Annotated in this window: 28 protein-coding genes; 16 read left to right on the top strand and 12 right to left on the bottom strand. The window is 64.7% G+C overall.

Annotation, left to right across the window (positions count from 1 at the left end):
* Nucleotides 1-37: 37 nt before the first annotated feature.
* The 7 genes from SR882_RS04165 (at nucleotide 38) to SR882_RS04195 (ending at nucleotide 6,460) form a co-directional block, all read left to right on the top strand.
* On the top strand, nucleotides 38-1,492 hold the full coding sequence (locus SR882_RS04165) for a chorismate-binding protein (protein WP_322522087.1): 1,455 nt from the start codon (nucleotides 38-40) through the stop codon (nucleotides 1,490-1,492).
* On the top strand, nucleotides 1,489-2,406 hold the full coding sequence (locus SR882_RS04170; protein WP_322522088.1) for an aminotransferase class IV: 918 nt from the start codon (nucleotides 1,489-1,491) through the stop codon (nucleotides 2,404-2,406). Before SR882_RS04165 ends, SR882_RS04170 begins: the two co-directional genes overlap by 4 nt.
* Nucleotides 2,407-2,415: 9 nt before the next feature.
* A complete protein-coding gene (gene mltG / locus SR882_RS04175; protein WP_322522089.1) occupies nucleotides 2,416-3,441 on the top strand; it encodes an endolytic transglycosylase MltG in 1,026 nt (341 codons plus the stop codon).
* Nucleotides 3,438-4,076, top strand: a complete 639-nt coding sequence (gene tmk / locus SR882_RS04180; protein WP_322522090.1) for a dTMP kinase — start codon at nucleotides 3,438-3,440, stop codon at nucleotides 4,074-4,076. Before mltG ends, tmk begins: the two co-directional genes overlap by 4 nt.
* Complete coding sequence (locus tag SR882_RS04185) at nucleotides 4,066-5,115, top strand: hypothetical protein (RefSeq protein WP_322522091.1); 1,050 nt, start codon at nucleotides 4,066-4,068, stop codon at nucleotides 5,113-5,115. The genes tmk and SR882_RS04185 overlap by 11 nt, the downstream gene beginning before the upstream one ends.
* A gap of 113 nt (nucleotides 5,116-5,228) precedes the next feature.
* Nucleotides 5,229-5,582: a PilZ domain-containing protein gene (locus SR882_RS04190; RefSeq protein ID WP_322522092.1), complete on the top strand. Its 354-nt coding sequence runs from the start codon at nucleotides 5,229-5,231 to the stop codon at nucleotides 5,580-5,582.
* Nucleotides 5,583-5,635: 53 nt separating this feature from the next.
* Nucleotides 5,636-6,460, top strand: a complete 825-nt coding sequence (locus SR882_RS04195) for a TatD family hydrolase (RefSeq protein ID WP_322522093.1) — start codon at nucleotides 5,636-5,638, stop codon at nucleotides 6,458-6,460.
* A 78-nt stretch (nucleotides 6,461-6,538) separates the two neighbouring features.
* Here SR882_RS04195 and SR882_RS04200 read toward each other — a convergent pair whose 3' ends face one another.
* Nucleotides 6,539-8,089, bottom strand: coding sequence for a lytic transglycosylase (locus SR882_RS04200; protein WP_322522094.1), 1,551 nt, complete (start codon nucleotides 8,087-8,089; stop codon nucleotides 6,539-6,541).
* Nucleotides 8,090-8,123: 34 nt separating this feature from the next.
* Nucleotides 8,124-8,933, bottom strand: coding sequence for a hydroxyacylglutathione hydrolase (gene gloB, locus SR882_RS04205; RefSeq protein WP_322522095.1), 810 nt, complete (start codon nucleotides 8,931-8,933; stop codon nucleotides 8,124-8,126).
* Nucleotides 8,934-9,027: 94 nt separating this feature from the next.
* On the opposite strand from gloB, the gene SR882_RS04210 reads away from it, so the two are divergent.
* From SR882_RS04210 to SR882_RS04220, 3 genes are all read left to right on the top strand, one after another.
* Complete coding sequence (locus SR882_RS04210; RefSeq protein ID WP_322522096.1) at nucleotides 9,028-11,502, top strand: DNA internalization-related competence protein ComEC/Rec2; 2,475 nt, start codon at nucleotides 9,028-9,030, stop codon at nucleotides 11,500-11,502.
* A gap of 241 nt (nucleotides 11,503-11,743) precedes the next feature.
* A complete protein-coding gene (locus tag SR882_RS04215; RefSeq protein WP_322522097.1) occupies nucleotides 11,744-12,184 on the top strand; it encodes a hypothetical protein in 441 nt (146 codons plus the stop codon).
* A 180-nt stretch (nucleotides 12,185-12,364) separates the two neighbouring features.
* Nucleotides 12,365-12,706 carry a DUF2853 family protein gene (locus tag SR882_RS04220; RefSeq protein WP_322522098.1) on the top strand — a complete coding sequence of 114 codons (342 nt, stop codon included), beginning with the start codon at nucleotides 12,365-12,367 and terminating at the stop codon, nucleotides 12,704-12,706.
* 102 nt (nucleotides 12,707-12,808) lie between these two features.
* On the opposite strand, the gene SR882_RS04225 is transcribed toward SR882_RS04220, so the two are convergent.
* The 4 genes from SR882_RS04225 to SR882_RS04240 all read right to left on the bottom strand — a co-directional run bounded on the left by SR882_RS04225 (nucleotide 12,809) and on the right by SR882_RS04240 (nucleotide 15,941).
* Nucleotides 12,809-13,219 carry an ectoine synthase gene (locus SR882_RS04225; RefSeq protein ID WP_125198400.1) on the bottom strand — a complete coding sequence of 137 codons (411 nt, stop codon included), beginning with the start codon at nucleotides 13,217-13,219 and terminating at the stop codon, nucleotides 12,809-12,811.
* A 62-nt stretch (nucleotides 13,220-13,281) separates the two neighbouring features.
* Nucleotides 13,282-14,556 (bottom strand): diaminobutyrate--2-oxoglutarate transaminase, encoded by a 1,275-nt coding sequence (gene ectB, locus SR882_RS04230; protein ID WP_322522099.1) that lies wholly within the window; start codon nucleotides 14,554-14,556, stop codon nucleotides 13,282-13,284.
* 93 nt (nucleotides 14,557-14,649) lie between these two features.
* Nucleotides 14,650-15,123: a diaminobutyrate acetyltransferase gene (ectA, locus tag SR882_RS04235; protein ID WP_322522100.1), complete on the bottom strand. Its 474-nt coding sequence runs from the start codon at nucleotides 15,121-15,123 to the stop codon at nucleotides 14,650-14,652.
* Nucleotides 15,124-15,428: 305 nt separating this feature from the next.
* On the bottom strand, nucleotides 15,429-15,941 hold the full coding sequence (locus tag SR882_RS04240; RefSeq protein ID WP_322522101.1) for an RrF2 family transcriptional regulator: 513 nt from the start codon (nucleotides 15,939-15,941) through the stop codon (nucleotides 15,429-15,431).
* Between the two features lie 104 nt (nucleotides 15,942-16,045).
* Here SR882_RS04240 and SR882_RS04245 point away from each other — a divergent pair, with 104 nt between their 5' ends.
* Nucleotides 16,046-16,450: a hemerythrin domain-containing protein gene (locus SR882_RS04245; protein ID WP_322522102.1), complete on the top strand. Its 405-nt coding sequence runs from the start codon at nucleotides 16,046-16,048 to the stop codon at nucleotides 16,448-16,450.
* Entirely contained in the window at nucleotides 16,447-17,637 is a 1,191-nt protein-coding gene (locus tag SR882_RS04250) for an NnrS family protein (protein ID WP_322522103.1), read from the top strand. The genes SR882_RS04245 and SR882_RS04250 overlap by 4 nt, the downstream gene beginning before the upstream one ends.
* 235 nt (nucleotides 17,638-17,872) lie before the next feature.
* Here the strand turns inward: SR882_RS04250 and hemN are convergent, their stop codons facing one another.
* On the bottom strand, nucleotides 17,873-19,258 hold the full coding sequence (hemN, locus tag SR882_RS04255; protein ID WP_322522104.1) for an oxygen-independent coproporphyrinogen III oxidase: 1,386 nt from the start codon (nucleotides 19,256-19,258) through the stop codon (nucleotides 17,873-17,875).
* Between the two features lie 212 nt (nucleotides 19,259-19,470).
* Here hemN and SR882_RS04260 point away from each other — a divergent pair, with 212 nt between their 5' ends.
* The 3 genes from SR882_RS04260 to SR882_RS04270 all read left to right on the top strand — a co-directional run bounded on the left by SR882_RS04260 (nucleotide 19,471) and on the right by SR882_RS04270 (nucleotide 21,931).
* Complete coding sequence (locus SR882_RS04260; RefSeq protein WP_322522105.1) at nucleotides 19,471-20,079, top strand: trimeric intracellular cation channel family protein; 609 nt, start codon at nucleotides 19,471-19,473, stop codon at nucleotides 20,077-20,079.
* Between the two features lie 65 nt (nucleotides 20,080-20,144).
* Nucleotides 20,145-21,098: an ABC transporter ATP-binding protein gene (locus tag SR882_RS04265; protein WP_322522385.1), complete on the top strand. Its 954-nt coding sequence runs from the start codon at nucleotides 20,145-20,147 to the stop codon at nucleotides 21,096-21,098.
* A 59-nt stretch (nucleotides 21,099-21,157) separates the two neighbouring features.
* Entirely contained in the window at nucleotides 21,158-21,931 is a 774-nt protein-coding gene (locus SR882_RS04270) for an ABC transporter permease (protein WP_322522386.1), read from the top strand.
* A gap of 188 nt (nucleotides 21,932-22,119) precedes the next feature.
* Here the strand turns inward: SR882_RS04270 and SR882_RS04275 are convergent, their stop codons facing one another.
* Together SR882_RS04275 and SR882_RS04280 are read right to left on the bottom strand one after the other, a co-directional pair.
* Nucleotides 22,120-23,130, bottom strand: a complete 1,011-nt coding sequence (locus tag SR882_RS04275) for an autotransporter outer membrane beta-barrel domain-containing protein (RefSeq protein ID WP_322522106.1) — start codon at nucleotides 23,128-23,130, stop codon at nucleotides 22,120-22,122.
* A gap of 16 nt (nucleotides 23,131-23,146) precedes the next feature.
* Nucleotides 23,147-23,548 (bottom strand): hypothetical protein, encoded by a 402-nt coding sequence (locus SR882_RS04280; RefSeq protein ID WP_322522107.1) that lies wholly within the window; start codon nucleotides 23,546-23,548, stop codon nucleotides 23,147-23,149.
* A gap of 252 nt (nucleotides 23,549-23,800) precedes the next feature.
* On the opposite strand from SR882_RS04280, the gene SR882_RS04285 reads away from it, so the two are divergent.
* Entirely contained in the window at nucleotides 23,801-24,592 is a 792-nt protein-coding gene (locus SR882_RS04285; RefSeq protein WP_322522108.1) for a helix-turn-helix transcriptional regulator, read from the top strand.
* Between the two features lie 151 nt (nucleotides 24,593-24,743).
* Here the strand turns inward: SR882_RS04285 and SR882_RS04290 are convergent, their stop codons facing one another.
* From SR882_RS04290 to msrA, 3 genes are read right to left on the bottom strand one after another with little or no spacing between them, the layout of a single operon-like run.
* On the bottom strand, nucleotides 24,744-25,103 hold the full coding sequence (locus SR882_RS04290; protein WP_322522109.1) for a DUF488 domain-containing protein: 360 nt from the start codon (nucleotides 25,101-25,103) through the stop codon (nucleotides 24,744-24,746).
* Between the two features lie 18 nt (nucleotides 25,104-25,121).
* On the bottom strand, nucleotides 25,122-25,304 hold the full coding sequence (locus SR882_RS04295; RefSeq protein WP_322522110.1) for a PLDc N-terminal domain-containing protein: 183 nt from the start codon (nucleotides 25,302-25,304) through the stop codon (nucleotides 25,122-25,124).
* 20 nt (nucleotides 25,305-25,324) lie between these two features.
* Nucleotides 25,325-25,795 carry a peptide-methionine (S)-S-oxide reductase MsrA gene (gene msrA / locus SR882_RS04300; RefSeq protein ID WP_322522111.1) on the bottom strand — a complete coding sequence of 157 codons (471 nt, stop codon included), beginning with the start codon at nucleotides 25,793-25,795 and terminating at the stop codon, nucleotides 25,325-25,327.
* Between the last annotated feature and the right edge of the window lie 192 nt (nucleotides 25,796-25,987).

Genomic DNA, 25,987 nt, shown 5'->3' on the forward strand with positions numbered 1-25,987 from the left:
AGCTGCGTCCGTCACCCGACCTTCGCGTGAATCGCCCGTGAGCGAGCCCGTCATCCAACGTCTCGAATCGGATCCAGCCAGGGCGTTGGCCTCGCTCGCCGCGGTGCTGACGGCCGCCGGCCAGCGCGCCAGCCACCTGTTCGAGAGCGTGACGGCCGGCGGCCCCCTGAGCCGCTGGTCGATCCTGTTCTCCGCCGCCGACGAGCGCCTGGCCGCCCCCGCCACGCCGTCAGCCGATGCGCCGCGATTTCTCGATGCCTTCCAGCAGGCCATTTCTCGCCGACAGCCCCTGGACGATGCCTTTGACGCCGACGATTGGCTGGCCGCGCAGGGCCTGCCGCGGACGTTTCCCTTTCTCGGCGGCTGGAGCTTCTTCCTTGCCTACGAGATGGCCGCGGAAATCGAGCCCACGCTCGACCTGCCGCCATTCGCGCTCGGAGCCGAGAGCGGCTTTCCGCGCGCGATCGCCGAATATCACCCGGCGGCCCTGGTGCGGGATCATGATTCGGGCGAGGACATCGTGGTCCACGACGGCAGTGTCCAAGGGGCGGAACTGGCCAAGGCCCTGATCTCGGCGCGGGTGCGGGCGGGGGAGACCGCTGGCCGCGATCAGCATCGTGGCGAGGTCGAGCTGACTGAACTGCTCCCCCCAGTGGGTGCGCCTCACCGCGAGCGGGTGGCCCGGGTCCGTGATTACCTGTTCGCCGGCGATGTCTTCCAGGCCAATCTCTCGCACGCCTGGCGCTTTCGGCTCGCGCCTGGGGTATCCTCGGGGGCGGTCTACGGATCGCTTTGTCGCCGCAACCCGGCGCCGTTTGCCGCCTGGTACCGACAGCCCGAGGGCGAGATCATCAGCTCCTCACCGGAGCGGCTCCTGCGCGTGGCCGAGGGGCATGCCGAGACCCGCCCGATTGCCGGTACGCGTCGGCGCGACCCGGACCCCGAGCGTGACCAGGAACTGATCGAGCAACTGCGTGCCCACCCCAAGGAACGCGCCGAGCACGTCATGCTCATCGACCTCGAGCGCAACGATCTCGGCCGCGTCTGTGAACCCGGCTCGGTGCGGGTCGACGAGTTGATGGTGGTCGAGTCCTACGCCCAGGTGCATCACCTGGTCTCGAATATCGTCGGCCGGTTGCCGGCAAGCACCTCGCCTCTGGCTGCGCTGGCCGCCTGCTTCCCCGGCGGGACGATCACCGGCTGCCCGAAGGTGCGCTGCATGGAAATCCTTGCCGAACTCGAGCAAACCGGACGCGGGCCGTACACCGGCAGCCTCGGCTATCTGAGCAATCACGGCCAGATGGATAGCAATATCCTGATTCGAAGCCTGTTTCTCAGCCCGGACCGGCGGGGTGAATTTCGCACCGGCGGCGGCATCGTGGCGGACTCCGATCCGGCGCGCGAGCTCGACGAGACCTACCAGAAGGCCCGCGGCGTGCTCGATGCCCTGGGTGGCGAGGCGGCCCTGGTCGCCGGGGTGCCGGTCGGATGAATCAGGTCGAGTTGCCCGTCACCGATCGCGGCTTGGCCTTTGGCGACGGCCTGTTCGAGACGCTGTTCGCCCACGAGGGACGGGTGGTCCGGCTTGCCGATCACCTTGCCCGGCTGCGCTTCGGGCTGGTCAAGCTGGGCTTGCCCGAGCCATCCGGCGAGCGGGTGCTCACCTCGCTCGACGAGGCGGTCGAGGCGGGGGCGACCGGCGTGTGCAAGCTGATCGTCACGGCCGGGTCGGGGCCGCGCGGTTATCGTCGTCCCGAGCACCCCGAATTGACCGTGACGGCCACCTTCGGCGTGTTGCCGCCGGTCCCGGCCGCACCACTGGCCCTCGATCCGGTTCCGGTGGCACTGGAGGGGGCCGCCGCGCTACAGGGCCTCAAGCATCTCAACCGGCTGGTGCAGGTGCTGGCCCAGCAGTCGCTCCCCGGCGATCGGACGGAAGGGCTGATGCTTGATCCGGGTGGGCGGGTCGTTTCCGGTACGATGGGCAACTTCTTCTGGCGTGAGCGCGATGGCTGGCATACGCCGCCGCTGGTCGGCGGGGCGATTGCCGGTACGCGCCGGGCCTGGTGGATCGAGACCCTGGGCGCTCGCCTCACCCCCTGCGCCCCGGGACGTCTGGCCCTGGCCCAGGCGGCGTTTCTCTGCAATGCCGTCTCGGCCTGGCGGCCGGTCGGCACGCTGCTGGGGCGGGAGCTTGCCACAACCGATGCCCCGCCCGTCAGCGGCCTGGAATGCGTCGAGGGCCGCTGGCAACCGCCGGCTGACGTCACCACGAACCCCTGGCCCGCGACCTTGTCCGAGGCATTGGTCGGCAGCGATTGGGGGCGGGTCGCCCTTCGCGAACTTGCGGCCGACGGCCCGTTGGGGCGCTCGAGCCTACCATCACCGGAATCGATCGAGAGTTAGGAGTTGCGGATGCGGCGAGCCATTGGTGTGTTCCTGATCTGGGCGGGCGGCATGGGCCTGGTCGCGACCCTACTAGTCGGGGTGGGATTGGCCATGCACTACTGGCAGCAGCCGCTGGTCCACGAGTCAACCACGCTTACCGTGGAATCGGGTCAAGCGATGCCGACGATCGCCCGATCCATCCACGAGGTGCAACCGGCCATCCCGGCCCGGGCGATCGACTGGACGGCCCGCTTTCGCGGCCAGGCCCGCTCCATCCAGGCGGGTGAGTATGAAATCCGTCCCGACGAGCGCCTGGCCTCGCTGCTCGATCGGATGGTGGCCGGCGACGTGATCGAGTACCGCTTCACCGTGCCGGAGGGCGTCACCGCACAGGCCTTTCTCGACCGGCTGGCCGAGGCACCGCGCATCCGCCGCACGATCGAGGAACTGACACCCAAGGCGGTGATCGAGGCGCTCGAACTGCCGGTGGATCACCTCGAGGGCTGGCTCTATCCGGACACCTATCAGTACCCCGCGGGCACCAGCGATCGCGCCCTGGTCCAGCGCGCCTTCACCCAGATGCGCGAGACGCTCGATGCCGCCTGGTCAGCCCGCGCGGACGACCTGCCATTGGAAAGCCCCTACGAGGCCCTGATCCTCGCCTCGGTGATCGAGAAGGAAACCGGCCTGTTGGGCGAACGTGGCGAGGTCGCCGGCGTGTTCGTCAATCGCCTCCGGCGTGGCATGCGCCTGCAGACCGATCCCACAGTCATCTATGGCATGGGCGAGGACTACGACGGGCGCCTGTACACCCGGCACCTGCGCGAGGACACGCCCTACAACACCTATACGCGCGCCGGGCTGCCACCGACACCGATTGCCCTGCCGTCGGCCGCTTCGCTCAAGGCGGCGACCCGTCCGGCCGAGACCGATGCCCTGTATTTCGTCGCCGACGGCACCGGCGGGCATGCATTCTCGCGCACGCTCAAGGAGCACAACCGTGCCGTCGCGCGTTGGCGGGCTCATCAGCGCGAACAGGGAGACCGGCCATGACCGATCCGCATTCCAGGCCGCGCTTTGTCACCCTCGAGGGGCTGGAAGGCGCCGGCAAGTCGACCGCGATGGCCTTCGTGCGCGAATGGTTCGAGGCGCGCGGCGAGACCGTGCTTTGCACCCGCGAGCCCGGCGGCACCCCGCTGGCCGAGGAATTGCGCACGGTCCTCAAGGCCGTGCGCGAGGAGCCGGTGGCCGCCTCGACCGAACTGCTGCTGATGTTCGCCGCCCGCGCCCAACACGTCGAGCGGGTGATCCGCCCGGCCCTGGTTGAGGGACGGGTGGTGATCTGCGACCGGTTCACCGATTCGACCCGCGCCTACCAGGGCGCCGGGCGCGGGTTGTCGATGGTGACCATCGACCAGTTGGCCGCGGTGGCGCATTCGGGTTGTGATCCCGAACTGACGTTCTGGCTGGATGTCCCGGTGACCCTCGGCCTCGAGCGGGCGGCCAACCGCGAGGCGGCAGATCGATTCGAGCAGGAGACGCTTACCTTCTTCGAGCGGGTGCGTGGCGGCTTCGAGTCGCTCAGTGAACGCGAGCCGGCACGGGTGCGACGGGTGGATGCGACATGCTCCCTGAACGACGTGCGTGCGCAAATTGAGACTGAACTGGAGGCTGCTCATGGCGGCTGACACGATGGACAGCAACCTCTCGGGGCTGGCCGAGCAGCGACTGATCAGCGATCCGGCCACCATTACGAGCGCCGGCTGGCTGAACGATGCCTGGTCGCAGCTCGAACGGATGATGGCCGCCGGGCGCCTGCCGCACGGTCTGCTGCTGCATGGGCGCCTGGGTGCGCCGATGACCGCCTTGCTGGAGACATTGGCCCGCCGCCTGATCTGCGATGCGCCGCGGGATGGCTGGCCGTGTGGCGAGTGTCCCGCCTGTCGTCAGGCCGAGCAGGGCAGCTTCCCCGATCTGCATCGGCTCGCCGACGATCCCGAACATCGCGATATTCCCGTGGATGCGATTCGCACCCTGATCGATGGGGCGTTCATCACGCGTTACGGCCGCATGCGGCTGGTGCTGATCGAGCGCATCGAGCGGCTCAACCGCGCCTCGGGCAATGCCCTGCTCAAGCTCCTCGAGGAGCCGCCGGAGTCGATGCAGTTTCTCTGCACGGTCGAGCAGGTCGATCGATTGCTGCCGACGATTCGTTCGCGGTTGCAGCGCGTGCGCCTGCGCGAGCCACGACCCGATGAGCTGGCCGCGTGGTGGCGCCAGGCCAGCGGGTGCTCGCCGGAGCGGGCCGAGTTATTGGCGTTCATCGACGATCCCACGCTGGTCGACGGCACCGATCCCACATTCGACTGGCAGGCGGTCACCAGTGCCTGGGTGCGGCTGGCCGAGGAACCGGGGTCGCCATTGGCCCACATCGCGCCGTGGTTGGCGACGCCCCGACCGGTGCTGGCCCGCTGGCTTTTGCGGCTTTGGCCGGCCGTGGCCCGTCGCCAGGCCGGCCTGGCCGACACGTTGCCGACGGCAATCGTGCCGATGATCGAGCGGCTCGCCCGGGCCCACGACAACGAGCGGTGGTTGGCGGTGCAAACCCGCCTGATCCAGTTCGCCCGCGAGGCGGGGCATCCGCTGCATCCGGAGCTCTCGGTCGAGCAGCTGGCGCTCGATCTGGTCGACCCGCGACTGGCTCGGCGCCTCGAGCCAGTCGGCTGACCTGTTGACGCTTCGATGCGGCAGCCAATGCCGTTAGACTAGGCATTCATCCGGTCGGCTCGAATCCCGCCCGGAGCGATCTTCTTCGGCAAACCGTGACGAGGTAGCGTGCAATGGCAGCAGGAGGCGGCCTGGGTGGAGGCATGATCCACCACAACATCCCGGACAAGGACACGCTCTACAAGTCCTACATGCCGTTCGTGAAGAACGGGGGACTGTTCATTCCGGGGCACACGCAGATTCCGATGGGCAAGGAGATTTTCCTGACCCTGACCCTGATGGGAAGCCCCGAGCGGCTCGCCGTGGCCTCCAAGGTAGTCTGGATCACCCCGCAGGGCTCGCAGGGCGGCAAGGTGGCCGGGATCGGCGTGCAGTTCGGCCGCATGGATCAGGGCCGCACGCGCCAGCAGATCGAGACCTACCTTGCCGGGGCGCTGGAGAAGGAAACCCCCACCTACACGATGTGATTTCGACCGGGCGGGGCCCAGGGCCCGCGACCGGCGCATTCCCGCGGAGCACCATGCAACTGTTCGATTCGCACTGCCACCTCGACCGGGTGGAACTCGACGCCTTCGACAACGACTTCGACCGCTTCATGCACACCGCGTGGCTGGAATCGGTCACGCGGATGCTGTGCGTCTCGATCAAGCCCTCGACCTGGCCGGCGATGACCGACCTGGTCTCACCCTACCTGTCGGGCAACGCCGATCGGCGCGCCGAGCGACCCGAGGTGTTCCTCTCCTACGGTCTGCACCCGACCGACGATGTCGGCACCGTGATTCCTGCCGAGGAACTGGTGCGCGCGATCCGCGAGGATCGGCACGCCGATTCGATCGTGGCGGTAGGCGAGACGGGGTTGGACTACTTCCACTGCGAGAAAGGCGAGCGCTGGCAGCACGACCGCTTCGTCCATCACATTGAAGCGGCCAAGGCCGTGGACAAGCCGGTGATCATCCACACGCGCGGGGCGCCGGGTGACACGATGGATGTGCTCGAGCGCGAGCACGCCGAGGACTGCGGGGGCGTCATGCATTGCTTCGCCGAGGACTGGGATACGGCGCGCCGGGCACTGGACCTGGGGTTCTATATTTCCTTTTCCGGCATTGTCACCTTCAAGTCGGCCGCCTCGTTGCGCGAGGTGGCGAAGAAGGTGCCCGGTGATCGCATCCTGGTCGAGACCGACTCGCCCTATCTCTCGCCGGTCCCCTACCGTGGCAAGCCCAACAACCCCATTCGAGTTCGCCACGTGGCCGAGGTGCTGGCGGACCTGCGCGGCGAGAGTCTGCCGGAGATGGCCGCCCGGACTCGCGAGAACACGCGCCGCTGGCTGAAGCTGGGTAGCTGACGAGCCGTCCTCGTTTCGACCACCTGGCAATGAAAAAGGGGCCCGAGGAGGGCCCCTTTTCACGTCTGGTGATGCCCCTCAGTTACTGGCGACCAACAGCTCCTGTCCGGGCTTGAGGGCGGCATCCGGTCCGATGCGATTGAGCGCGGTGAGCTCGTCGACCGTGGTGGAGAACCGCTGCGCAAGCTGCCACAGCGTGTCGCCCGGCTGGACCACGTATTTCGAGGGGGTCTCGTCGCCACCACCGGCGACCTTGGCGCCGATGATCACCTTGTCACCCGGGCGCAGCACCGGGTTGTCGCCGTAGGCATTCATGCGACGCAGTTCGGCCAGCTTGACGCCATGCTGGCGCGAGATGGCCCAGAGCGACTCGCCCGACTGGACCGTGTGGGTGCGCGCATTGCCCGAGGCGATCGCTCGATCCACGCGTCCGGTAGGCACGAGGATTTCCTGGCCGGGTCGGGCCACCGCCGACTGGCGGCGATTGATCGCCAGCAGTTCATCGACCGAGCTGCCGTAACGCTGCGCAATCCGATAGAAGCTGTCGCCACGCACGAAGGTATAGCGTTGCCAGTCCTCGGCGGCGCTGGCCGCGGAATTGAGCGTCTCGACGTCGAAACGCCCGCGCGCCTCGCGCGGGACCAGCAGTTGCCGCGGCGTGTCACCGGTGATCGACCGGCCGAAGCCCGGGTTGAGCCGATAGATCTCGTCGTGATCCATCCCGGTCATGTCGGCGAGCTTGACCAGGCTGACGGAGCGTTCCAGCTCCACTTGAGCCAGCGCGGGGCGATTCTCGATCGCGTGCGGCGTGAAACCGTATTTCTCGGGATGGGAGAAAATCCTGACCAGGGCGAACAGGCGGGCCGGGTAGTCCTGGGTCTCCTTGCGGATCTGCTTGAGGCTCCAGAAGTCGGTAGCCCGGCCGCGCTGTTCGTTTTGCCGGATCGCATTGAGCAGGGTGCCCTGGCCACCATTGTAGGCGGCGATCACCGTGGGCCAGTCGTCGTCGAACATGCCGCGCAACTGGCTGAAATACGTGACGGCCGCGTCGGTGGAGGCCTCGATGTCGCGACGACCGTCGTAGAACGCGTCACGCTCCAGGCCAAAGTAGGTGCCGGTGGAGGGAATGAACTGCCAGATGCCCGCCGCCGAGCTCGACGACAGGGCTTGCGGCAGGTAAGCGCTCTCCACGATTGGTAGCAGCGTCAGCTCCAGTGGCAAATTGGCCGCCTCGAGTTTTTCCACGATCATGTAGAGATACGGTTCGGCGCGTTCGCTGACCTCGCGCAGGTACTCCGGGTGGCGGGCGTAACGACGGATCTCCGCATCGACGCGGGCATTGTCCGGCACCGGCAGGGTGAAACGACTGGCGACTGCGCCCCAGAGGTCGTGTTGGTGATCCGTGGCCGGCGGCTCGTTTCCGTCCTGGCGGCTGATCGCCGGCAGGGTGGAGAAACCCGGCCGACTGCTTTCCCGCGCGTCGGCGCCTTGCCGGTCGGCTGGCGGCACCAGGCCGGCACAGCCATGCAGCAGCAGGACGGCCACGAGCAGGAGCAGGCCGCGCAGCAGGCGCGTCGAGACCGTGAGATGTCGTGGCGGCAGGGTGGGGTGAGTCGGCGAGACAGGCATGGTGTGATTCGATATCCGGTGAAAAGCGGGGAGGTCAGAGCCGCGCCAGGCCGTCGAAGTCGTCCTTCCAGTGGCGCAGCTGGGCGAAGGCCTCGATGTCGTCCTCGATGCATTCGCCGACGTAGCGCTCGATCGCCTCGCGCAGGGCCGGCACGCGAACGCGCAGGAACGGATTGGTGCGCTTCTCGAGGTCCATCGTGGCACTGGCCGTCGGTTCGCCGTTCGACCGCTTGGTCGCGACCTCGCGGACTCGGGCGGCAATGTCGGGGTTGTCGGGTTCGGCATGTGCGGCAAAGCGCAGGCTGTCGGTGGTGTACTCGTGACCGCAATAGATGGTCGCCTCCGGCCCGATCTCGTCACCAAGGGCGGCCAGCCGGTCGAGCGAGTGCAGCATCTGTGCCGCCGTGCCCTCGAACAGGCGTCCGCAACCGCCGGTGAACAGCGTGTCGCCGCAGAAGATGGCCTGCCCGCTGACGTAGCTGAGGTGATCCTGGGTGTGGCCGGGCGTGGCCATGACCGCGAACTCGCCTACGCCGGGAACGCTGAACCGATCCCCTTCGCCGACGACCGTCTCGACACCCACGCGGCGGCAGCTGTCGGGGCCGTAGACCGCCATGGGAAAGCGCTGGGCCAACGCGGCCAGGCCCTGAACGTGATCGCCATGGTGATGCGTGATCAACGTGGCCACCGGCTTGAGCCCGCGGGCCTCGATGGCCTCGATCACCGGGCCGGCCTCACCGGCATCGATGATCACCGTGGCGCGGTCATCCCCCTCGATCAGCCAGACGTAATTGTCCGAGAGGACGGGAATGCAATGGATGGTCGGCGCGGTTACAGTGCTCATCTTGGCATCTTAACGCAGTGGGGCTGGGGCAAGGAATGCCCCTGTGCCGTTGCGGAGCCAAATGACAGGGCAAGTCGGCAGGGATGCGGCAACGATGGACAGGGAAGTCATGTCGCCAGGCAAGGCCTCGGCGTCCGGGGAAGTATGCGCACGGTCACCGCAGCGGCGGCTGGCGGCACGCTGGTTGTTGCTGGCCTGGGCCGGCGCGGCGCTGCTGGCCTGGTTCGTGCCTTGGTGGGCGCTGGTCGATTCGGGTCTGGCCGCCGTGGGCAGCGCCTGGTGGGCGATGCTTGTCCTCGGTCTGGCGTTGCTGGCGCTGGGCGCGTGGCGGCAGGGTTTCTCGCGCTGGGCCTTGCTCGTGATCGGCGTGGCTGGCGCGTTGCATACCCTGGTGCCGGTGGCGATACTTGTTGATCGGACCCCCGTGTTCGCCGACCGGGTCGACTGCCAGCTCAAAGGCAAGGTCGTGGGTCTGGTCGATGACCGGGTCGATCGCCGTCGCCTTACCTTCGCGGTGCAGACCGCCCGCGCGGTCGACCCGGATGACCGGGGCGCTGCCCGGGTCTGCCAGCGATTGCTCCCGGGTGGGCGCCTCAAGCTCAGTGATTACACCCCGCCTCCCGGGCGGGTCGAACTGATCCCCGGTGTCCGCTATGACCTCAAGGCGCGCATCAAGCCCCTGCGCGGCCACGCCAACCCCGGTGGCTTCGATTACCGCCGTTACCTGTTTCGCCACCAGATACTCGCCACCGGCTACCTGCGCGAGCGTCAACCGATTGACCTTGGCAGGGCGTCTGGCTGGGCCGCGCAGGTCGATCGCTGGCGGGATGCCGCACGCTCCCGGTTGCAGGAAACCCTGGCGGCAGCAGAAAGGCGCACTGCCGATGGGCCGTTGTCGGCCGGGGCGGCGCTGCTGCACGGGCTGGCGCTGGGTGATCGTGGCGAGCTGAGCGACCGGCAATGGGAATGGCTGCTGGCCTCCGGCACCAACCATCTGCTCGCGATCTCGGGGTTGCACGTCGGCATGGTGGCGGCCCTGGCGGCCTGGTTGGTGCGCGTCGGCTGGGGATGGCTGGCGATCAGCCGAGGTTGGCCGGCCCAGCGACTGGCCGCGCTGGCGGCCGTGCTGGCCGCCTGGAGCTACGCGTTGATCGCCGGGCTGTCGATCCCCACCCTGCGGGCAGCACTGATGCTGACGGTCCTGTTGCTCGGGGTGCTGATGCAGCGGCGTTGGCGACTGCTCGATCTCTGGCTTATTGCCTTCGTGCTGGTGATGGGGATCGATCCCTTTGCCCCGCTGGATATGGGATTCTGGCTGTCGTTTGCCGCGGTGCTCCTGATCATTGTCATGATTCGCGGCCGCGAAGGGCTCTGGCGGCCCTGGGAGTTGCTGCGGCTGCAATGGTTGCTGACCCTGGGGTTGCTGCCGCTGACCTGGGGGCTGTTCGACCGGGTCGCCTTCGCTTCGTTGCCGGCGAATCTCCTGGCCGTGCCGCTGGTTTCCATGTTGATCACGCCGCTGGCACTGCTCACCCTGTTCCTGGCGCTCATCAGCCCCGCGGTTGCCGCCTGGCCGGCCTGGCTGATCGACGGGCTCGGTCAGAGGCTGTTCGGGGTGCTGGGCTGGCTGGTGGCGATCTTTCCGGATTCCAACCACGCGCCACCCGGTCCGCTGGTGCTGGCCCTGTTCGCCCTCGGAGTTCTCTGGCTCGGTTTGCCGCGGCGGTTCCCGGGGCGGGTGCTGGCTATTGTCTTGTTGCTGCCGGCGCTGCTGGTGGGCTCGTCACGACCGGCGCCCGGACAGTTCGAGGCCGTGGTGCTGGATGTGGGGCAGGGCGCGGCCGTGTTGTTGCGGACCGCCCACCACGACTTGTTGTATGACGCCGGGCCTCGGCATGGACGGTTCGATACCGGTGAGGCGATCGTCCTGCCGGCCTTGCGAGCCCTGAATGTCTCGCGACTCGATCGGATCGTGATCAGCCATGACGCCATGGATCACGCCGGTGGGCTTGCCTCCATCCGGCAGGCCTTTCCGCAAGCCGCGGTGGTCGGCCTGACGGAGGGTCGGTTCGGTGTCACCGGGGCCGGCATGGCATGCCGGCACGGGTCGGAGTGGTCGCAGGACGGGGTGCGGTTCTCGCTACTTCGCGCTCCTCGTGGCTCCAGCAACGATCGCTCGTGCGTGCTGCACGTGGCGGGGGCCTCGGAGAGCCTTCTCCTGACCGGCGACATCGAGGCGGCCGCGGAGCAGTGGCTGCTGCGCCATGCCCGGTTGGAGGCCGATGCCGTGTTGGTGCCGCACCACGGCTCGGCCAGTTCCTCGACTACCGCCTTCATCAACGCCACCGGAGCCCGGCGGGCACTGGTCAGTGCCGGCTTTCTCAATCGCTGGGGGCATCCACGAGAGGCGGTCACGGCTCGTTGGCAGGCGGCGGGCGCCACGGTCTGGCGCACGGATCGGGATGGGGCCTTGCATCTTGAACGTGGCGGCGTGCGTGCCGAGCGCGCCGGGCAGTGGCCCTTTCCATGGCGTCGCCCGGCCGCGTCGATGCACCGTTTGGCGCCCTGACCGATCGTCGGCATACCCGGTCCGCTCAACCGGTGGTGTCGGGGCGGGTCCGGTTGGTGGCATGACTTCTGCTAACCTATGCTAACGAAAATGCCCGCCCGCAGATGTGCCATGTCTCTATGCGCTACATTGGGGTGAGGCTGACATCGACGTGGCAAATCCACGTACAGTGAGCGGGTATGGCCACGGAATCGGCTCGACGGGCAGGGAGGCACGGCCCCAGAGGTAAGACCGGTCCCTGATGAAATCGACCAGCCTGTATTCCGAGGAGCAGATCCGCGCCGCCGAGCAATACCTCAAGGAGGTGGGCGCGGACGATATGAGCCTCGACAATCGCAATGGCCGCAATGGCCAGCCGGAATCGGTGCGTGCGCTGAATCCGGACGAGCGCGGTATTCGCATTCTCCACGGTGTGTATCTCGACTTCTTCGCCAAGGATCGCCTGGCCCTGATCGTGCCGCGTTACGCCCAGCAATTGCCGCTGACCTGGACCAAGGAAGGAATGCGCCTGGTGGTTATGCGTCGCTACGCCGACGAGCAGCTCGGTATTCGGCAGATTCTCGAAGGGCTGGTCGTCAAGGCTACCGAGGCACGACGCGACGAAGACCCCCACCAGGCCCTGGTCCTGATCATGCACATCAACCGACAGCGCCAGTTCGAACCCGGTGAGAACCCCGGCTGATTTATGGCTGATTTATGGCTGACCCACCATCGGCCACCCCGTGATGTCGTCCGGGTTGCCTGCATCGCCAACCTTGTCAATCCCGCTGCACTGACCTATCTAAGGGTGTCGTGTGTCGTTGCACGAATCCTCACTCGGGTAAGTCGTGGGCGAGGTCATGGGCAATGCGGAGGAATCGCCATGAGCAGTCGGGATGAGTTGGTCGAAAAGTACGCACTGGAGCTTCGGGAGAAATGTGGCGAGACACCGGATCGCGACCTGCTGGGGCGCGTGGTCGCCGGGCTGGGGCCGGCCGTCTACAACGCCGATGCCTCGGTGGTCGCGGCGAGTGACCCCGACGAGGTGGAGAACATCAAGAAGCACTTCCTGGTCAAGAAGTTGGGGCTGACCGACGGGCCGGATCTGGATGCGGCCCTCAGCAAGGTGTTCGATCAGTACGGCCGATCCAACCGGCACAAGTATCGAGCCGTCGTCTACTACCTGCTGACCCGACACTTCGGCCGGGAGGCGGCCTACCCCTGAACGGCAACCTCTCAGCACGACAACAAAAAACCCCGGCCTGCGAACAGGTCGGGGTTTCGTCGTTTCATGCCAGCCGGTTGGCCAACCGGTGGTCGGTCGTGATCAGTCGTCCAGGCTGAGTGCCGGGTAGACGCCGTTCTCGTCGTGGACTTCACGGCCGGTCAGCGGCGGGTTGAACACGCAGATCAGGCGCATGTCCTCGCTACCGCCGCGCAGGTAGTGCTTGTCGGCGGCCGGATCATTGAGGAGATACATCATCCCGTCGCGGATCGGGTAGGTGACATCGTTATTGATGTCGTGGATCTCGCCGTTGCCACCCACGCAGTAGACCGCTTCGATGTGGTTCTGGTAGTGGATGAAGGTCTCCGTGCCGGCGCGGATGATGGTGTCGTTGTAGGAAAAACCCACCTTGTCGTCGGCGAGGATCAGGCGACGGCTGACCCAGTTGCCGTTTTCGGCCTCGACTTCGCGGTCGGTGCCGATGATGTCCCGGTCAAGATAACGTACGAGCATGGTTGACTCCGTAACTGGTTGAGGGCCCCGCCGGCAAGACGGGGCGGCGTCATTCGCGTGTATCAGCCCTTGCGAGCGGCCGCGGCGGCGTCGACCGACTCGTCGAGCAGATCCAGGCCCTTGTTCAGCTCTTCCTCGCTGATGGTGAGCGGGGCGAGGAACTTGATCACCTGGTCGTCAGCGCCGGCGGTCTCGGCCAGCAGGCCACGCTTGAACGCCTCGGCGGAGACTTCGTTGCAGAAGTCTTCGACCTCGGATTGCAGGCCCCAGATCATGCCCAGGCCGCGTACGTCGGAGATCAGATCCTTGTGGCGCTCGGCGATGGCCTGGAAGCGCGCCTCGACCTTCTTGCCCTTTTCGGCGACTTCCTTGGAGAACTCGTCGGTTTCCCAACGCTCCAGCGCGGTCGCGCCGGCGACGAAGGCCAGCGAGTTGCCGCGGAAGGTGCCGGTGTGCTCGCCCGGCGACCACTCGTCGATGTCCGGACGCATCAGCACGATCGCCATCGGCAGGCCGGTGCCGATCGACTTGGAGATGGTGACGATGTCCGGCTTGATGCCGGCACGCTCGAAGCTGAAGAAGTTGCCCGTGCGGCCGTTGCCCACCTGGATGTCGTCGACGATCAGCAGGATGTCGAGGTCCTTGCACATCTTGTCGAGCTTCTGGAGCCATTCGACCGAGGCGACGTTGATGCCGCCTTCACCCTGGATGGTCTCGACGATGATGCCGGCCGGCAGGTCGTAGCCCGAGCTGGCGTCCTCGTAGTACTGGCGCATCATGTCGATGCTGTCCATCTGGCCTTCGCCGGTCGGGTCGAAGTAGTTGTCGTACGGCATCTTGGTGACGTTCAGCGGCACGCCGTAGAAGTCGTCGTGGTAGAACTCGTTACCGGTGACCGCGAGCGCACCGAGGGTGTGGCCGTGGTAGGCGTTGGTGAAGGAGACGATCTTCGAGCGCTCCTTGACCTTGCGCGCCAGCTTCAGGGCGGTCTCGACCGCGTTGGTACCGGTCGGGCCGACGAACTGGACCTTGTAGTCCAGGCCGCGCGGCTGAAGGATGGTCTCCTGCAGCTTCTTGATGAACAGGTACTTGGCGTCGGTCGCCTTGTCGAGCGCGTTGGTGACGCCGTCACGCTCGATGAAGTCGATGATCGCGCGCTTGATGGCCGGATCGTTGTGGCCGTAGTTCAGGGAGCCGGCACCACCGAAAAAGTCGATGTAGGCCTTGCCCTGATGGTCCCACATGGTGGCGTTCTTGGATTTGACGAAAATGGTCGGGAACGAGCGGATGTAACCGCGAACGTTGGACTCGTATTTCTCGAACAGGTCGATGTTCATCACAGGTCCTCGTCTTGAGCTTGAAAAAGAAATCGGGATCGAAAAGAAAATAGCACCGCCGGCGCATTTCGCACCGGACGATGGTGTCGTTGATCAGAGATCGATGACGTAGAGGTCTTCCGGCTGATGGCCATCGCCGAGAAGTTCACTGGAGAGATAGGGCTCGCTGCGGATCGAGCGCCCCAGCTTTTCTGCCCAACGGGTGAACAGGGCCTGGGAGGCCGGGTTGTCCGGGGCGATGGTCAGTTCGATGCGCTTGATCTCGGTAAACCAGTCGCGCTCCTGAAGGGCGCTCAGCAGGCGGGAGGCGACGCCCTGGCCGCGTGCCGAGGCATCGACGCCGATCTGCCAGACAAACAGCGAATCGGGGTTGTCCGGCAGACGGTAGGCCGTGACGAAACCGACAAGGTCATCGCCGTTTTCCGCGATGGCGCAGGTCGAGCGGAAGTGGTCCGCAAGCAGGAAGTAGAGGTAGGCCGAGTTGAGGTCGAGCGTGCCCGCTCGCTGGATCAGTTGGTGAATCCGACCCCCATCCTCGAGGCGCGGTTCACGAAAATGAATCGTCATGCTTTTTTGCCTGCCCGCGTTCAGTTTCCAGCCGCGATCAGGTCCGTATAAGTGAGCGGCCATTATAGGGCATGAGGCGCAAAGCTCAACCGGGCACCGTGGTCGGGTCGGCCTGTCGATCACGCTGTAATGGCGCTGTCATGCGGTTCGTGGTGTCCATGTGCCGCCCTGATGAGGGAAGGAATGCGTTCGGGGGATCGGGGAGCGGCCGACTAGTGCGATGGGGGCGAGAAGACGGCATGGTGGCGCCGTGTCGGGACCGGTTGTTCTGGGCACACGCCGCCCTTTCCCGAAGGCAGTGGCTTTTATTGCGTGTGTTGCGGCGGATGACGGTGAAAGGTCAGTGGGGTCTCACCTGGAGGCAAGTGGGCAATGTCGGCAAGGGTGTAGTGGTCGAGCACCGCCCAGAATGCCTCCAGAGCCTCGCCGAGGATCGGTGCCAACCGGCAGCTTGACGTGATCCGACAGTCGCCGGTCGTGCCGAAGCACTCGACCAGTTCCCAATGGCCCTCCATGTCGCGGGCGACCGCACCCAGCGAGATGCATGACTCGGGGCGGGCCAGTGCCAGTCCGCCCCCTTTGCCGCGGCGCGCCTTGACGTAGCCACGTGCGGCCAGCGTGTTCGCCACCTTCATCAGGTGGTTGTAGGAGATGTCGAAGTAATCGGCGATCTCGCGGATCTTCGGCAGGGCAGTCGTTGCCGTAGCCTCATCCGTGGTTCTCTCTGTGGCGGCCTTTGTCGTGGCATTCCTGGTGGCTTGGTCGGCCAGATACATCAGGAGTCGAAACGCGAAGTCGGTCTGCTGATTGAGCTGCATGGCGTCCGTTCTCAGGGGTGGCTCAGTGAAGGGGTGGCGTTTGTAATATGCAGACAGTATGCATATTCTGTCCGGCCAATGCCAGCCACGCGGGAGGAGCCCCGATGCGACGTCACGAAAGACTGCAACCCCTGTCTCGCGAGCATCATCACACCCTGAAGATCGCACGTCGATTGCAGCGGGGCGAGCCCGATGACGCGCTGCACCGGGAGCTGGCCGAACATCGACGCGAGCTTGCGGCGCACTTCGAGGCCGAGGAGTCGATCGGCCGTCAGGCGCGGGCGCAGTGCCCCGAGGATACGACCCTGGCGGGGCAGCTCGATCGCATGCAGCATGAGCATCGCCAGATCGAAGCGCTGCTCACCGAGGTGCTCGAGGGTGCGTGTGACCAGGGCAGTTGCCATCGTCTGGGGGCATTGCTCGTCGCCCATGTGCGGTTCGAGGAACGCGTGTTGTTCAATCATTTACAGGAAGGTTGTTTACCGGGGCAGGTAGGAGAATCGGTATGAGTGATTGGCGTCACTGGCCCGTCCTGTCGGTCGGTTTCCGGCCCTGGTTTCTGTTGATGCTGGGGTTCGCCACGCTGGCGATGGGTCTCTGGGCCGGTGTCTGGGTCGTCGGCGGTTGGGGAGCCGCGATGCAGGGACTGTTCGACGGCGGACAGTTCGACTGGCGCTGGCACGCCCACGAGATGACCTTCGGGGTGGGCGTGGCCCTGGTCGCCGGCTTTCTCACCACCGCCGCGCAGAACTGGACTGGTCGGCGCGCGTGGCACCCGGCCGGCCTGCTGTTGGTGTTGGGGATCTGGCTCGCCGCGCGGCTCGCGTTCCTACTCATGGGAGCGAGTCCGTTCTGGCCGTATCTCCTTTCGATTGCCGCCGAGCTGGGCATCCTGTTCGTCGCCGCCCGACTGATCCTGTTGTCCCGTCAGTGGCACAACCTGATGTTCGTGCTCGCGTTAGCTGGAATCGTGCTGGCGGATGCGCTCTTCGCCCTGCAACGGCATGACGGCGGGCTGGCCGGCATCCACGGCTGGTTGGGGTTGTTGCCGATCGTGGCGATGCTGCTGTTCATCGCCCAGCGGGTGGTGCCGCCGTTCTCGGCCAACCGGCTGGGCATACCGCCACGGCACACCGGGCGTTACGTGGCTTTCGTCCTTGGTGGCGGGCCGTTGCTGCTGTTCGTTGTCTTGTTTGCCCAGCCGATCCTGCCGAACGTAATGCCTTTGGTCGGAGCGACCATCGCCGCCGTGGTCGCCGTGACCGGCGGCTACGCGCTGGTTCGCTGGTGGCACCGCAAGGTGCTTACCGAGCCGATGTTGTGGCTGCTGTTCCTGGGCGTGTCCGTGGTGCTGGTCGGACTGGCGTGGCTGGCGGCGGTGTTGGCCGGTCTGCCGGCCGGCGGCCTGGATGGCCCGTTGCACGCGCTGGGCCTCGGCATGCTGGCGGTGATGGCGATGGGCATGATGACGCGCGTGAGTGCCGGGCACACCGGCCGGCCCATTCACCTGCCCAAGTGGTTGCGGCCGGCACTGGTCGTGTTGCTCGCGGTGGTGGCCGGCCGACTGCTGCTGCCGATCTGGCCGGGCCTCGAGCCGGTCTGGCTCGCGTTGACGGCCGGTGGGCTGGCGCTGGTTTATCTTGCGATGTTGCTGGTGATCGGCCCGTGGCTGGTCGCCAGGCGAAGGTCTGCATGAATCCGCTGTCACTCTGGCCCTGCGAGTTGTTCGTAATCAAGGCGCGGCGCCGTCGGCGTGCCGGTGGCCACGTCAAGGTGGTGCAACGCCGAGTACGGACAACTCACAGGGCCCAGCTTGGCACGCAGAGCGGCATCGGATTCATGCAGACCTTCCCTAAGGCCGATGCCTGACCGCCGGTGCGGAGAAGATAGCCAACAGGCCGGTGCCTTGGGGAAATCGCTTTAGAAGTTCCCTAAATCACCTTGGAGAAGCGCTGGCCATCGAGGCTGCCGTGGTACTCGTCGAAGGCCATGCAGACGTTGCGGATCAGCAGGCGTCCGCGTGGCTGAACCTCGATCGCCTCGGGCGTGATGGTGACCAGCTCGTCACGGGCCATGTCGGCCAGCTCGTCGAGGGCACCGCTGAAGTGGTCAGCGAAGTCGACATCGAACCGCTGTTCGATCTCAGGAATCGAGAGCCGGAAGTGGCAGATCAGTTCGGTGATCACGTGCCGGCGCAGCACGTCTTCCTCGGTGATTGCCACCCCCTTCTCGATCGGCAGGCGGCCGGCCGTCACCGCGTCGTGGTACCCGTCGAGTTCCTTGACGTTCTGGCTGAACACGCCGCCCACCTGGCTGATCGAGGAGGCGCCCATCGCGACCATGTCGCACTCGGCATGGGTGGAATAGCCCTGGAAATTGCGCTGCAGCGTGCCCTCGCGCTGGGCGATCGCGAGCGGGTCGTCCGGCTTGGCGAAGTGGTCCATTCCGATCAGTACGTACCCGGCGTGCTGCAGGTAGCCGATGGTCGAGCCGAGGATGTCGAGCTTTTCCGCCGGGCTGGGCAGGTCGTCACCGGCGATCCGCCGCTGCGGCTTGAAGCGACTCGGCAGGTGGGCGTAGTTGAAGATCGACAGCCGGTCGGGATCGAGCTCGATCACCCGGTCGAGGGTGCGCATGAAGCGGTCGCGCGACTGGTGCGGCAGGCCGTAGATCAGGTCGATGCTCACTCCGTGGAAATCCTGCTCGCGGGCGGTCTCGACCACCTCGCGGGTCTCCTCGAAGCTCTGTACGCGGTTGACGGCCTTCTGCACGTCGGGGTCGAAGTCCTGTACGCCGAGGCTGATGCGGTTGAAACCGATCTCGCGCAGCAGGCGGATGGTGGCGGCATCGGCCTCGCGCGGGTCGATCTCGATCGAGTACTCGCCCGAATCGTCCGTCTTGAGCGCGAAGTGCTCGCCGGTCTTCGCCATCAACTCGCGCATCTCGTCGTGCGAGAGGAAGGTGGGCGTGCCACCGCCCCAGTGGAGCTGGTCGACCGGGCGGCCGGCGTCGAACAGCGCCGATTGGAGTGCCATCTCGCGGTAGACATCGTCCAGGTACGGGCGCGCCTTGGCGCGGTCCTTGGTCACCACCTTGTTGCAGGCGCAGTAGTAGCAGACCGTGTCGCAGAACGGGATGTGCAGGTACAGCGACAGCGGCCCGCCGATGGCGTTCGAACGGGCGGCTGCCGTCCGGTAGTCGGCCTCGGTGAAGCCGTCGTGAAATTGCACCGCAGTGGGGTAGGAGGTATAGCGCGGCCCGCTGGTGTCGTAGCGGCGGATCAGGTCGGCGTCGAACGGGATTTCAGTCTGGCTCATGGGCGTCGGTAGGCGGTTGTTGGACTGGATGACGGCAAGCGCGAAGTGTAGCCCCACCCGCGTTATCCCGTCGTCCGAGTAGAATGCTCGGGAAATGCGGTTCAAGGCCGGGACAAGTTGCTGGGGTTTTCCCCGACCGTTCGACTGGCTATCCTTCGCGGCCCGCGGGGCGTTCGGACGGCGGCGCCGATTGGAGATACAGGGAGACAGGCGTGATCGGCGAGATGCTGCAGTGGTTGGATTACTTCGGTACGGCGGTATTCGCCGTCAGTGGCGCGCTGGTGGCTGATCGCAAGCGCATGGACCTGATGGGGTTCCTGATCCTCGCGACCGTCACCGGCATCGGTGGCGGCACGCTGCGGGATCTGTTGCTCGATCGGCCGGTGTTCTGGTTGACGCAGTGGGAGTACCTGGTGATCGCTGCGGTGGTGGCGATTGCTACCTTCTTCGCCAGCAAGCCGGTCCATCAGCGGGCCAACTGGCTGCCCTGGGCCGATGCCGTGGGGCTGGCGGCCTTCTGCGTCATTGGCACGCAGATCGCGCTGTCGATGGATGCCAACCCGATGATCGCGGTGATGATGGGCATCATGACGGCGGCCTTCGGCGGGTTGATCCGTGACGTACTGGCCGGCGAGCCGCCGCTGCTGCTGCACCGCGAGATCTACGCCTCGGCCGCGCTGGCCGGCGGGATCGTCTATGTTCTGTTCGCCCACTGGCTTTCCTGGCCGATCGCCGCGGTGATCCTCGGGTTCAGCGTCGCCCTGATCGTGCGCGGGCTGGGCATTCGCTATCACTGGCACCTGCCGTCCGCCGACCGCTGAAAGCCGGACCACCACACGTTTCAACGCATCGCGAGTCCTTCATGAGCAATGCCATGGAAAACGTCATGAACAATGCCGTCGAGATCTATGAGCTCGAGAAGACCTACGAGGGGGGCACCCGTGCCCTCAAGGGTATCGAGCTTGCCATCGCCGAGGGCGACTTCTTCGCCCTGCTGGGCCCCAACGGGGCGGGCAAGTCGACCACCATCGGCATCCTCTGTTCGCTGGTCAACAAGACCGCCGGCTCCGTAAAGGTGTTCGGTCACGATCTCGACCGCGATCGCGCCTGGGTCAAGGCGCAGATCGGCGTGGTGCCGCAGGAATTCAACTTCAACCAGTTCGAGCCGGTCGAGGAAGTCGTCATCAACCAGGGCGGCTTCTACGGCATGACCCGCAAGGCGGCCAAGAAGCGCGCCCACGAGCTGTTGAAGCAACTGGGCCTGTTTGAGAAGCGCGAGGGCATGGCCCGGGCACTCTCGGGCGGCATGAAACGCCGCCTGATGATCGCCCGCGCCCTGGTGCACAGCCCGCGCATGCTGATCCTCGACGAGCCCACCGCGGGCGTGGACATCGAGTTGCGCCGCGGCATGTGGGACTTTCTCACCCAGATCAACAAGCAGGGCACCACGATCATCCTGACCACGCACTACCTCGAGGAAGCCGAGGCCCTGTGCCGCAATATCGCGATCATCAACGAGGGGCGCATCGTCGAGCACAACTCGATGCGCAACCTCTTGGCCAAGCTCTCGCAGGAGACGTTTGTGCTGTATGCCCGTGAGCCGGTGGAATCCTTGCCGGAGATGCCCGTGGTCGGCTCACGACTGATCGACGACGAGACTATCGAGGTCGACCTGAGCCGCGGCCAGGAGCTGACCGGCGTGTTCGACGTGCTGCGCGGTCACGGCATCGTGATCGAGCGCATGAAGAACAAGACCAACCGGCTCGAGGAGCTGTTTCTGCGCCTGGTGCAGGATGACGATGCCGCCGCCAGTGCCACCAATGCCGAGGAGCGTTCATGAGCATCCGTTCGCAAAGCGACGCATTCGATCAGCAGGGCCCGGGGGAGAAGGCCGTGGGGCTGACCACGCGCGGGGCGTGGAACGCCTTCGTCATGCTGCTGACCCGCGAGATCCTGCGCTTCGGCCGCATCTGGGTGCAGACCGTGCTGCCGCCGATGATCATGACCGCCCTGTACTTCGTGGTGTTCGGTCATTTGATCGGGCCGCGCATCGGCGAGATCGACGGCGTGCCCTACATCCAGTACCTGGTGCCTGGCCTGATCCTGATGTCGGTGATCACGCAGAGTTACGCCAACTCGGTCTCCTCGTTCTTCGGCGCCAAGTTTGCCCGCCATATCGAGGAACTGATGGTCTCGCCGATGCCCAACTGGCTGATCATCGTCGGTTACGCCGCCGGCGGGGTGGCGCGCGGCCTGACGGTCGGCGGGGCGGTGACGCTGGTCGCGTTGCTGTTCGCCGAGCTCTCGGTCCACAGTGTGCTCAACCTGTTCGGCGTGGCCCTGATGACCTCGATCCTGTTCGCCCTGGGCGGGCTGATCAACGCCGTCTACGCCACGCACTTCGATCATATCTCGATCGTGCCGACCTTCGTGCTCACGCCACTGACCTACCTGGGCGGGGTGTTCTACTCGATCAACATGCTGTCGGAATTCTGGCAGCAGGCCTCGCTCTACAACCCGATCCTCTACATCATCAACGGCTTTCGCTACGCCATGCTGGGCATCAGCGACGTGCCGATCTGGAGCACCTACGCCATCCTCGCCGTCGGCATCCTGATCGCCTACCTCTACGTGCTGCGCCTGTTCCGCAAGGGTATTGGTCTGCGCGGTTGAGCGGAGTTGCCTGAGTCCAGGGCTGGCAGGAGCAACCCCATGCGACTCCGTGCCATGCAAGTCGCATCGAGTGGCATCCAATCCAGGCGGTCTAAAGCAGCGTTGCCTGCCGACAGATAAGGGACAAGACATGGCCCTTTACCGTGTGACCAGGTTGCGAGATCGCCGATGTACCTCAGCCGGTGCGATCAGAACACATAGCGTAGGTTGGCGCCTACCGTATCGGTGAAGAGATCACTGCCCCATTGCTGACGCTGGTAACCCGCACGCATGGTCAGGTTATCCATGACATGCCAGTTGATGCCGAGTTGAAAGCCATAGGAAAGACGGTTGCGCTCGTCCTGGAATGGAACGGCGGTAGCGATCGAACCGCCTGGGTTTCTTACCAGTGCCGGAGCGCCAGCGTCAGAGAAAACGTCGTAGCCGAGGTTGATACCCGCATAGGGCACAATTGCATCAGTGGCAGCGTAATTCAGATTGGCATTGATTGAGGCCGTTCCAACCTCGTAATCCTGATTGTCCTGCCGTCGGTCGAACTCATCCTGGTAGGAATCCTGCTCACCGTGGATGTAACTGAAAGCCGCCCGCCCTGAGGCCCATAGACGGTCATTCAGGGGGTAGAAGGCGGAAGCCCCGATGTCGAGAACGACACTGCTTCCGTCGGTCGATTTCTGGCTTGGCGGAGCCAGGGTCGAGAAGTCCGTTATGTCGCTGTCTGTTTGCAGGTAGGTGATCGCTGCATCAATCGATACGCCGCTATCCAACATGTGCATGCCGTACAGGCCGATGCCGCGGGTGTCGTCGTCGATGACGCTGTAGCCACGGGTGGCGCCGTCGGAAGGGTCCGACCGGGTTTCCGTGTCCTGTTCGAGGAGTGAGATGCCGATAACAGTCCGCGCCGTGATGCGATAGTCGATGCCGACCGCGTAGCTGTCACTGTCGCTGGTTTTGCCAACATCGCGGCGCTGGTCTTCCAGTTCCGAGTGTCGGTAATCTATCCAAGCGCCTATGGTCCCCTCTTTGGGAGTGAGTCGGTTCTCCACGAAAGCCGCCCGGAGTTTCGGGTCGATTTGCCCACTTTCGATGCCTTCGAGCAACTGTTTGAGTCGTTGTGTTTGTTCAGACTCCGCTGCGACAACAGTACCGCTGGCGGAGAAGAGAATGGCTGCCAGTCCGAGCCCGACGCTTTTTTTGGTCATTATTCAGATCCTGCTATCAGTCGCTGGTTGTCATTAATTGTTGAAGAAACTGGACTCTTGTCTCGCCCGAGGGGATGGGATAGCTGGCGCTGTCAGAATCGGACCAGCTTATCCGGGCGCCGCTTTGGCTCGTGGCTTTCTCCCCTTGCGCGGTTTTCAGGTGGGCCAGGATCACCCGCCTTCTTTCTGCCGAGAAGGACTCGATATGGGCTTGCATTTCCTTGCGTTCAGACGTGTTTAGACTCAACTCCGTGGTCTCCAGCAACTCGGTCAACACCCGATCGGGTGTTGCTTCTGACTGTTGCGTGCTGGCTAGGTGGGCATCCAATACTTCCTCGTATTCGTAGCAGCCAGATAAAAGGGCCACCAGTAGGGGAAGCAGGAGGAGAGGGCTTTTCTTGGTAACAATGCTTTTCATCGGATGGCAGGGTCCTGAGCCGTTCATTAACTTGATTTGAAAAACTTTTCTGAATCCGCAAGGGGCCTTGCGCGCAACATTGCAGAAACCGGGTTTCAATTGGTTTGGGCCGAATGCGGCTAGTTAGGCGAATGAGAACGTTACGTTATCGGAAGGCGGAGGTGGAATCCCCTGATCAGGGGGTGTGGCACCATGGGAGGCCGTGGGGTGGCCAGGTCCACCTCAGTACATTCGGTACTGGAGCCAATCTGCATGTCTCTCCCCGATAGGGTCACCTCTCGCATACATCAGCTTTGGGATGAATTGGCGGACTTCGATGCTGCGCAGCCTGATTCATCCCTAGACCATTTATTAACCGGGCTATGTGAATTAGTTAACGGGCAGAATGCGATTTGGTTTGCCGGAGTGCGGATGCCTCAAGCCGGTCCAAATGATCCATTCAGCGGTTGGCGGCCCAAGGGCAAGCACGCCCTGCGTGCATTCAAAAACGAGCGTGAGATGGAGCGCTTTGTCGATAAGCGTGTTCGGGAAGGGAAGGTGGACCTGACCACGATTCGCAATGTGTCGTTTGCGGGGCGGTTGCGCGCCAATCGCCTGGCCGATCTAGTGCCTGATGACTGGTTTCAGGGAGATTTTTATCAACAGATGTACCGACGCTTCGACCTGGGCGATGCCATTTGGGCGGGGTGTCCGGTCAATGTGGATGCCGAGGTGTATATCGGTGTTTATCGCCACCTTGGCGAGCCCTGCTTTACTGAGCGGGATCGGGATGCGGTCGAAGCGGCGCTACGTGGATTGAAATGGTTTCATCACCGGCAATTGCTAAACCGCGGCATCATAATCGCCGATGCACCGCTGACGCGCACGGAAAGACGCGTGCTGACCGAATTGTTAACAGGCGGGTCAGAGAAGGAGGTGGCCGACCAATTGGGCCACAGCCCCCACACCACCCACGATTACGTCAAGTCAATCTATCGCAAGTTCGGCGTATCGAATCGAGCGGCACTGATGGGGCTGTGGTTAGGCGCCTCTGGGGGAGGCTGAGCTGTTGCCGTTTCCACCAAAAGAAAAGTTCTTGGGGTATCAAGATTCGGTATCGAGCGCCACCGTTTGTTGCTGATGACCCGCGAGCGTGAGGATGTGTGTTGGCGGAAGGTTGAGAGACTGGGTTTGGAGGCGGCGCTTGTGGGGATGGTCAGCCTTGGCTCAGGCACTTTTTGATGAAATCAGCCAGCACAATCGCATGATTGTGCTCCCGGTCCTTGGCGGCATAGAGGAGGGTGAGTGGTCGTTCGGCGGCAATCTCGGCCAGGTGCTCGACTTCCTCGTTGCCTTCCAGCTCATTCCGATAGCGTTCGGTGAACGCGGCAAACCGGTCCGGGTCATGCCCGAACCAGCGGCGCAGCGAGCCTGACGGGGCGACCGTCTTGAGCCACTCGTCGTGGGCGAGATCCTGTTTTTTTACGCCTCGAGGCCATAGCCGATCGACCAGGACGCGATAGCCATCGTCGCGCTCGGGCGAGTCGTAAACCCGTTTCGTGCACAGGTTTGGCATCGGTTCACCCCCGAAGCGTCAGCCCTTTGGGCCGAACAGCCACCAGACGATCAGGCCGAGGATCGGCAGGAACAAAATGATGACGATCCACAACGCCTTCATGCCGGCCGAGGCCGAGCTTTGCGCGACCTTGATGATCGCGTAGATATCCAGGAAGAGGATGATCAGGCCAAGCAGGCCACCGTAGGGAAAATCGAGCATCGCTGTCTCCTTGCGGGTGTTTAGAGTACGCCGGCGCGGCGCTTCTCCAAGTAACGTTGATGGTAGTCCTCGGCGGGCCAGAAGGCCGAAGCCGGCACAATCTCGGTAACGATCGGTCGATCCAGGGTGGCTTGCTGCTCATCGCGCATCCGTTCGGCTATCTCGTGCTGAGTCTGGCCATGGGTGAAGATCGCGGAACGATATTGCGTGCCCACGTCGGGCCCCTGGCGATTCGGCGTGGTCGGATCGTGCATGGCGAAGAAGGCCCGCACCAGGTCCTCGAAGCCGATGCGGTCCGGGTCGAAACGCACCTCGACGGCCTCGGCATGCCCGGTATCGCCGCTGCAAACCTGACGGTAGTCGGGGTGATCGACATGCCCCCCGGTATAGCCCGAGACTACGTCGATCACGCCGGGCATCTGGCGGAAGCGATCCTCCACGCCCCAGAAGCAGCCGGCGGCAAAAGTGGCGACGTCGTTTTCCTGAATCACGGTCTGGCCTCCGATTTGATTACCATGCGATGACCATAGCGCATCAGCCGCCCGTTCGAATGCGGCATGCCGACCCTGTCATTCGTACCAATCTGGGAGCCCGTGTTCCGTGAAGACCGTCGACTGCCCGTTGCCCTTCGATTCGCTTGCCGATTGCCTGGAATGGATCGAACCCCGGCTGCTCGATGCCCA

Origin of the sequence: Guyparkeria halophila, assembly GCF_034479635.1 — a bacterium.
Classification (GTDB): Bacteria; Pseudomonadota; Gammaproteobacteria; order Halothiobacillales; family Halothiobacillaceae; genus Guyparkeria; species Guyparkeria halophila.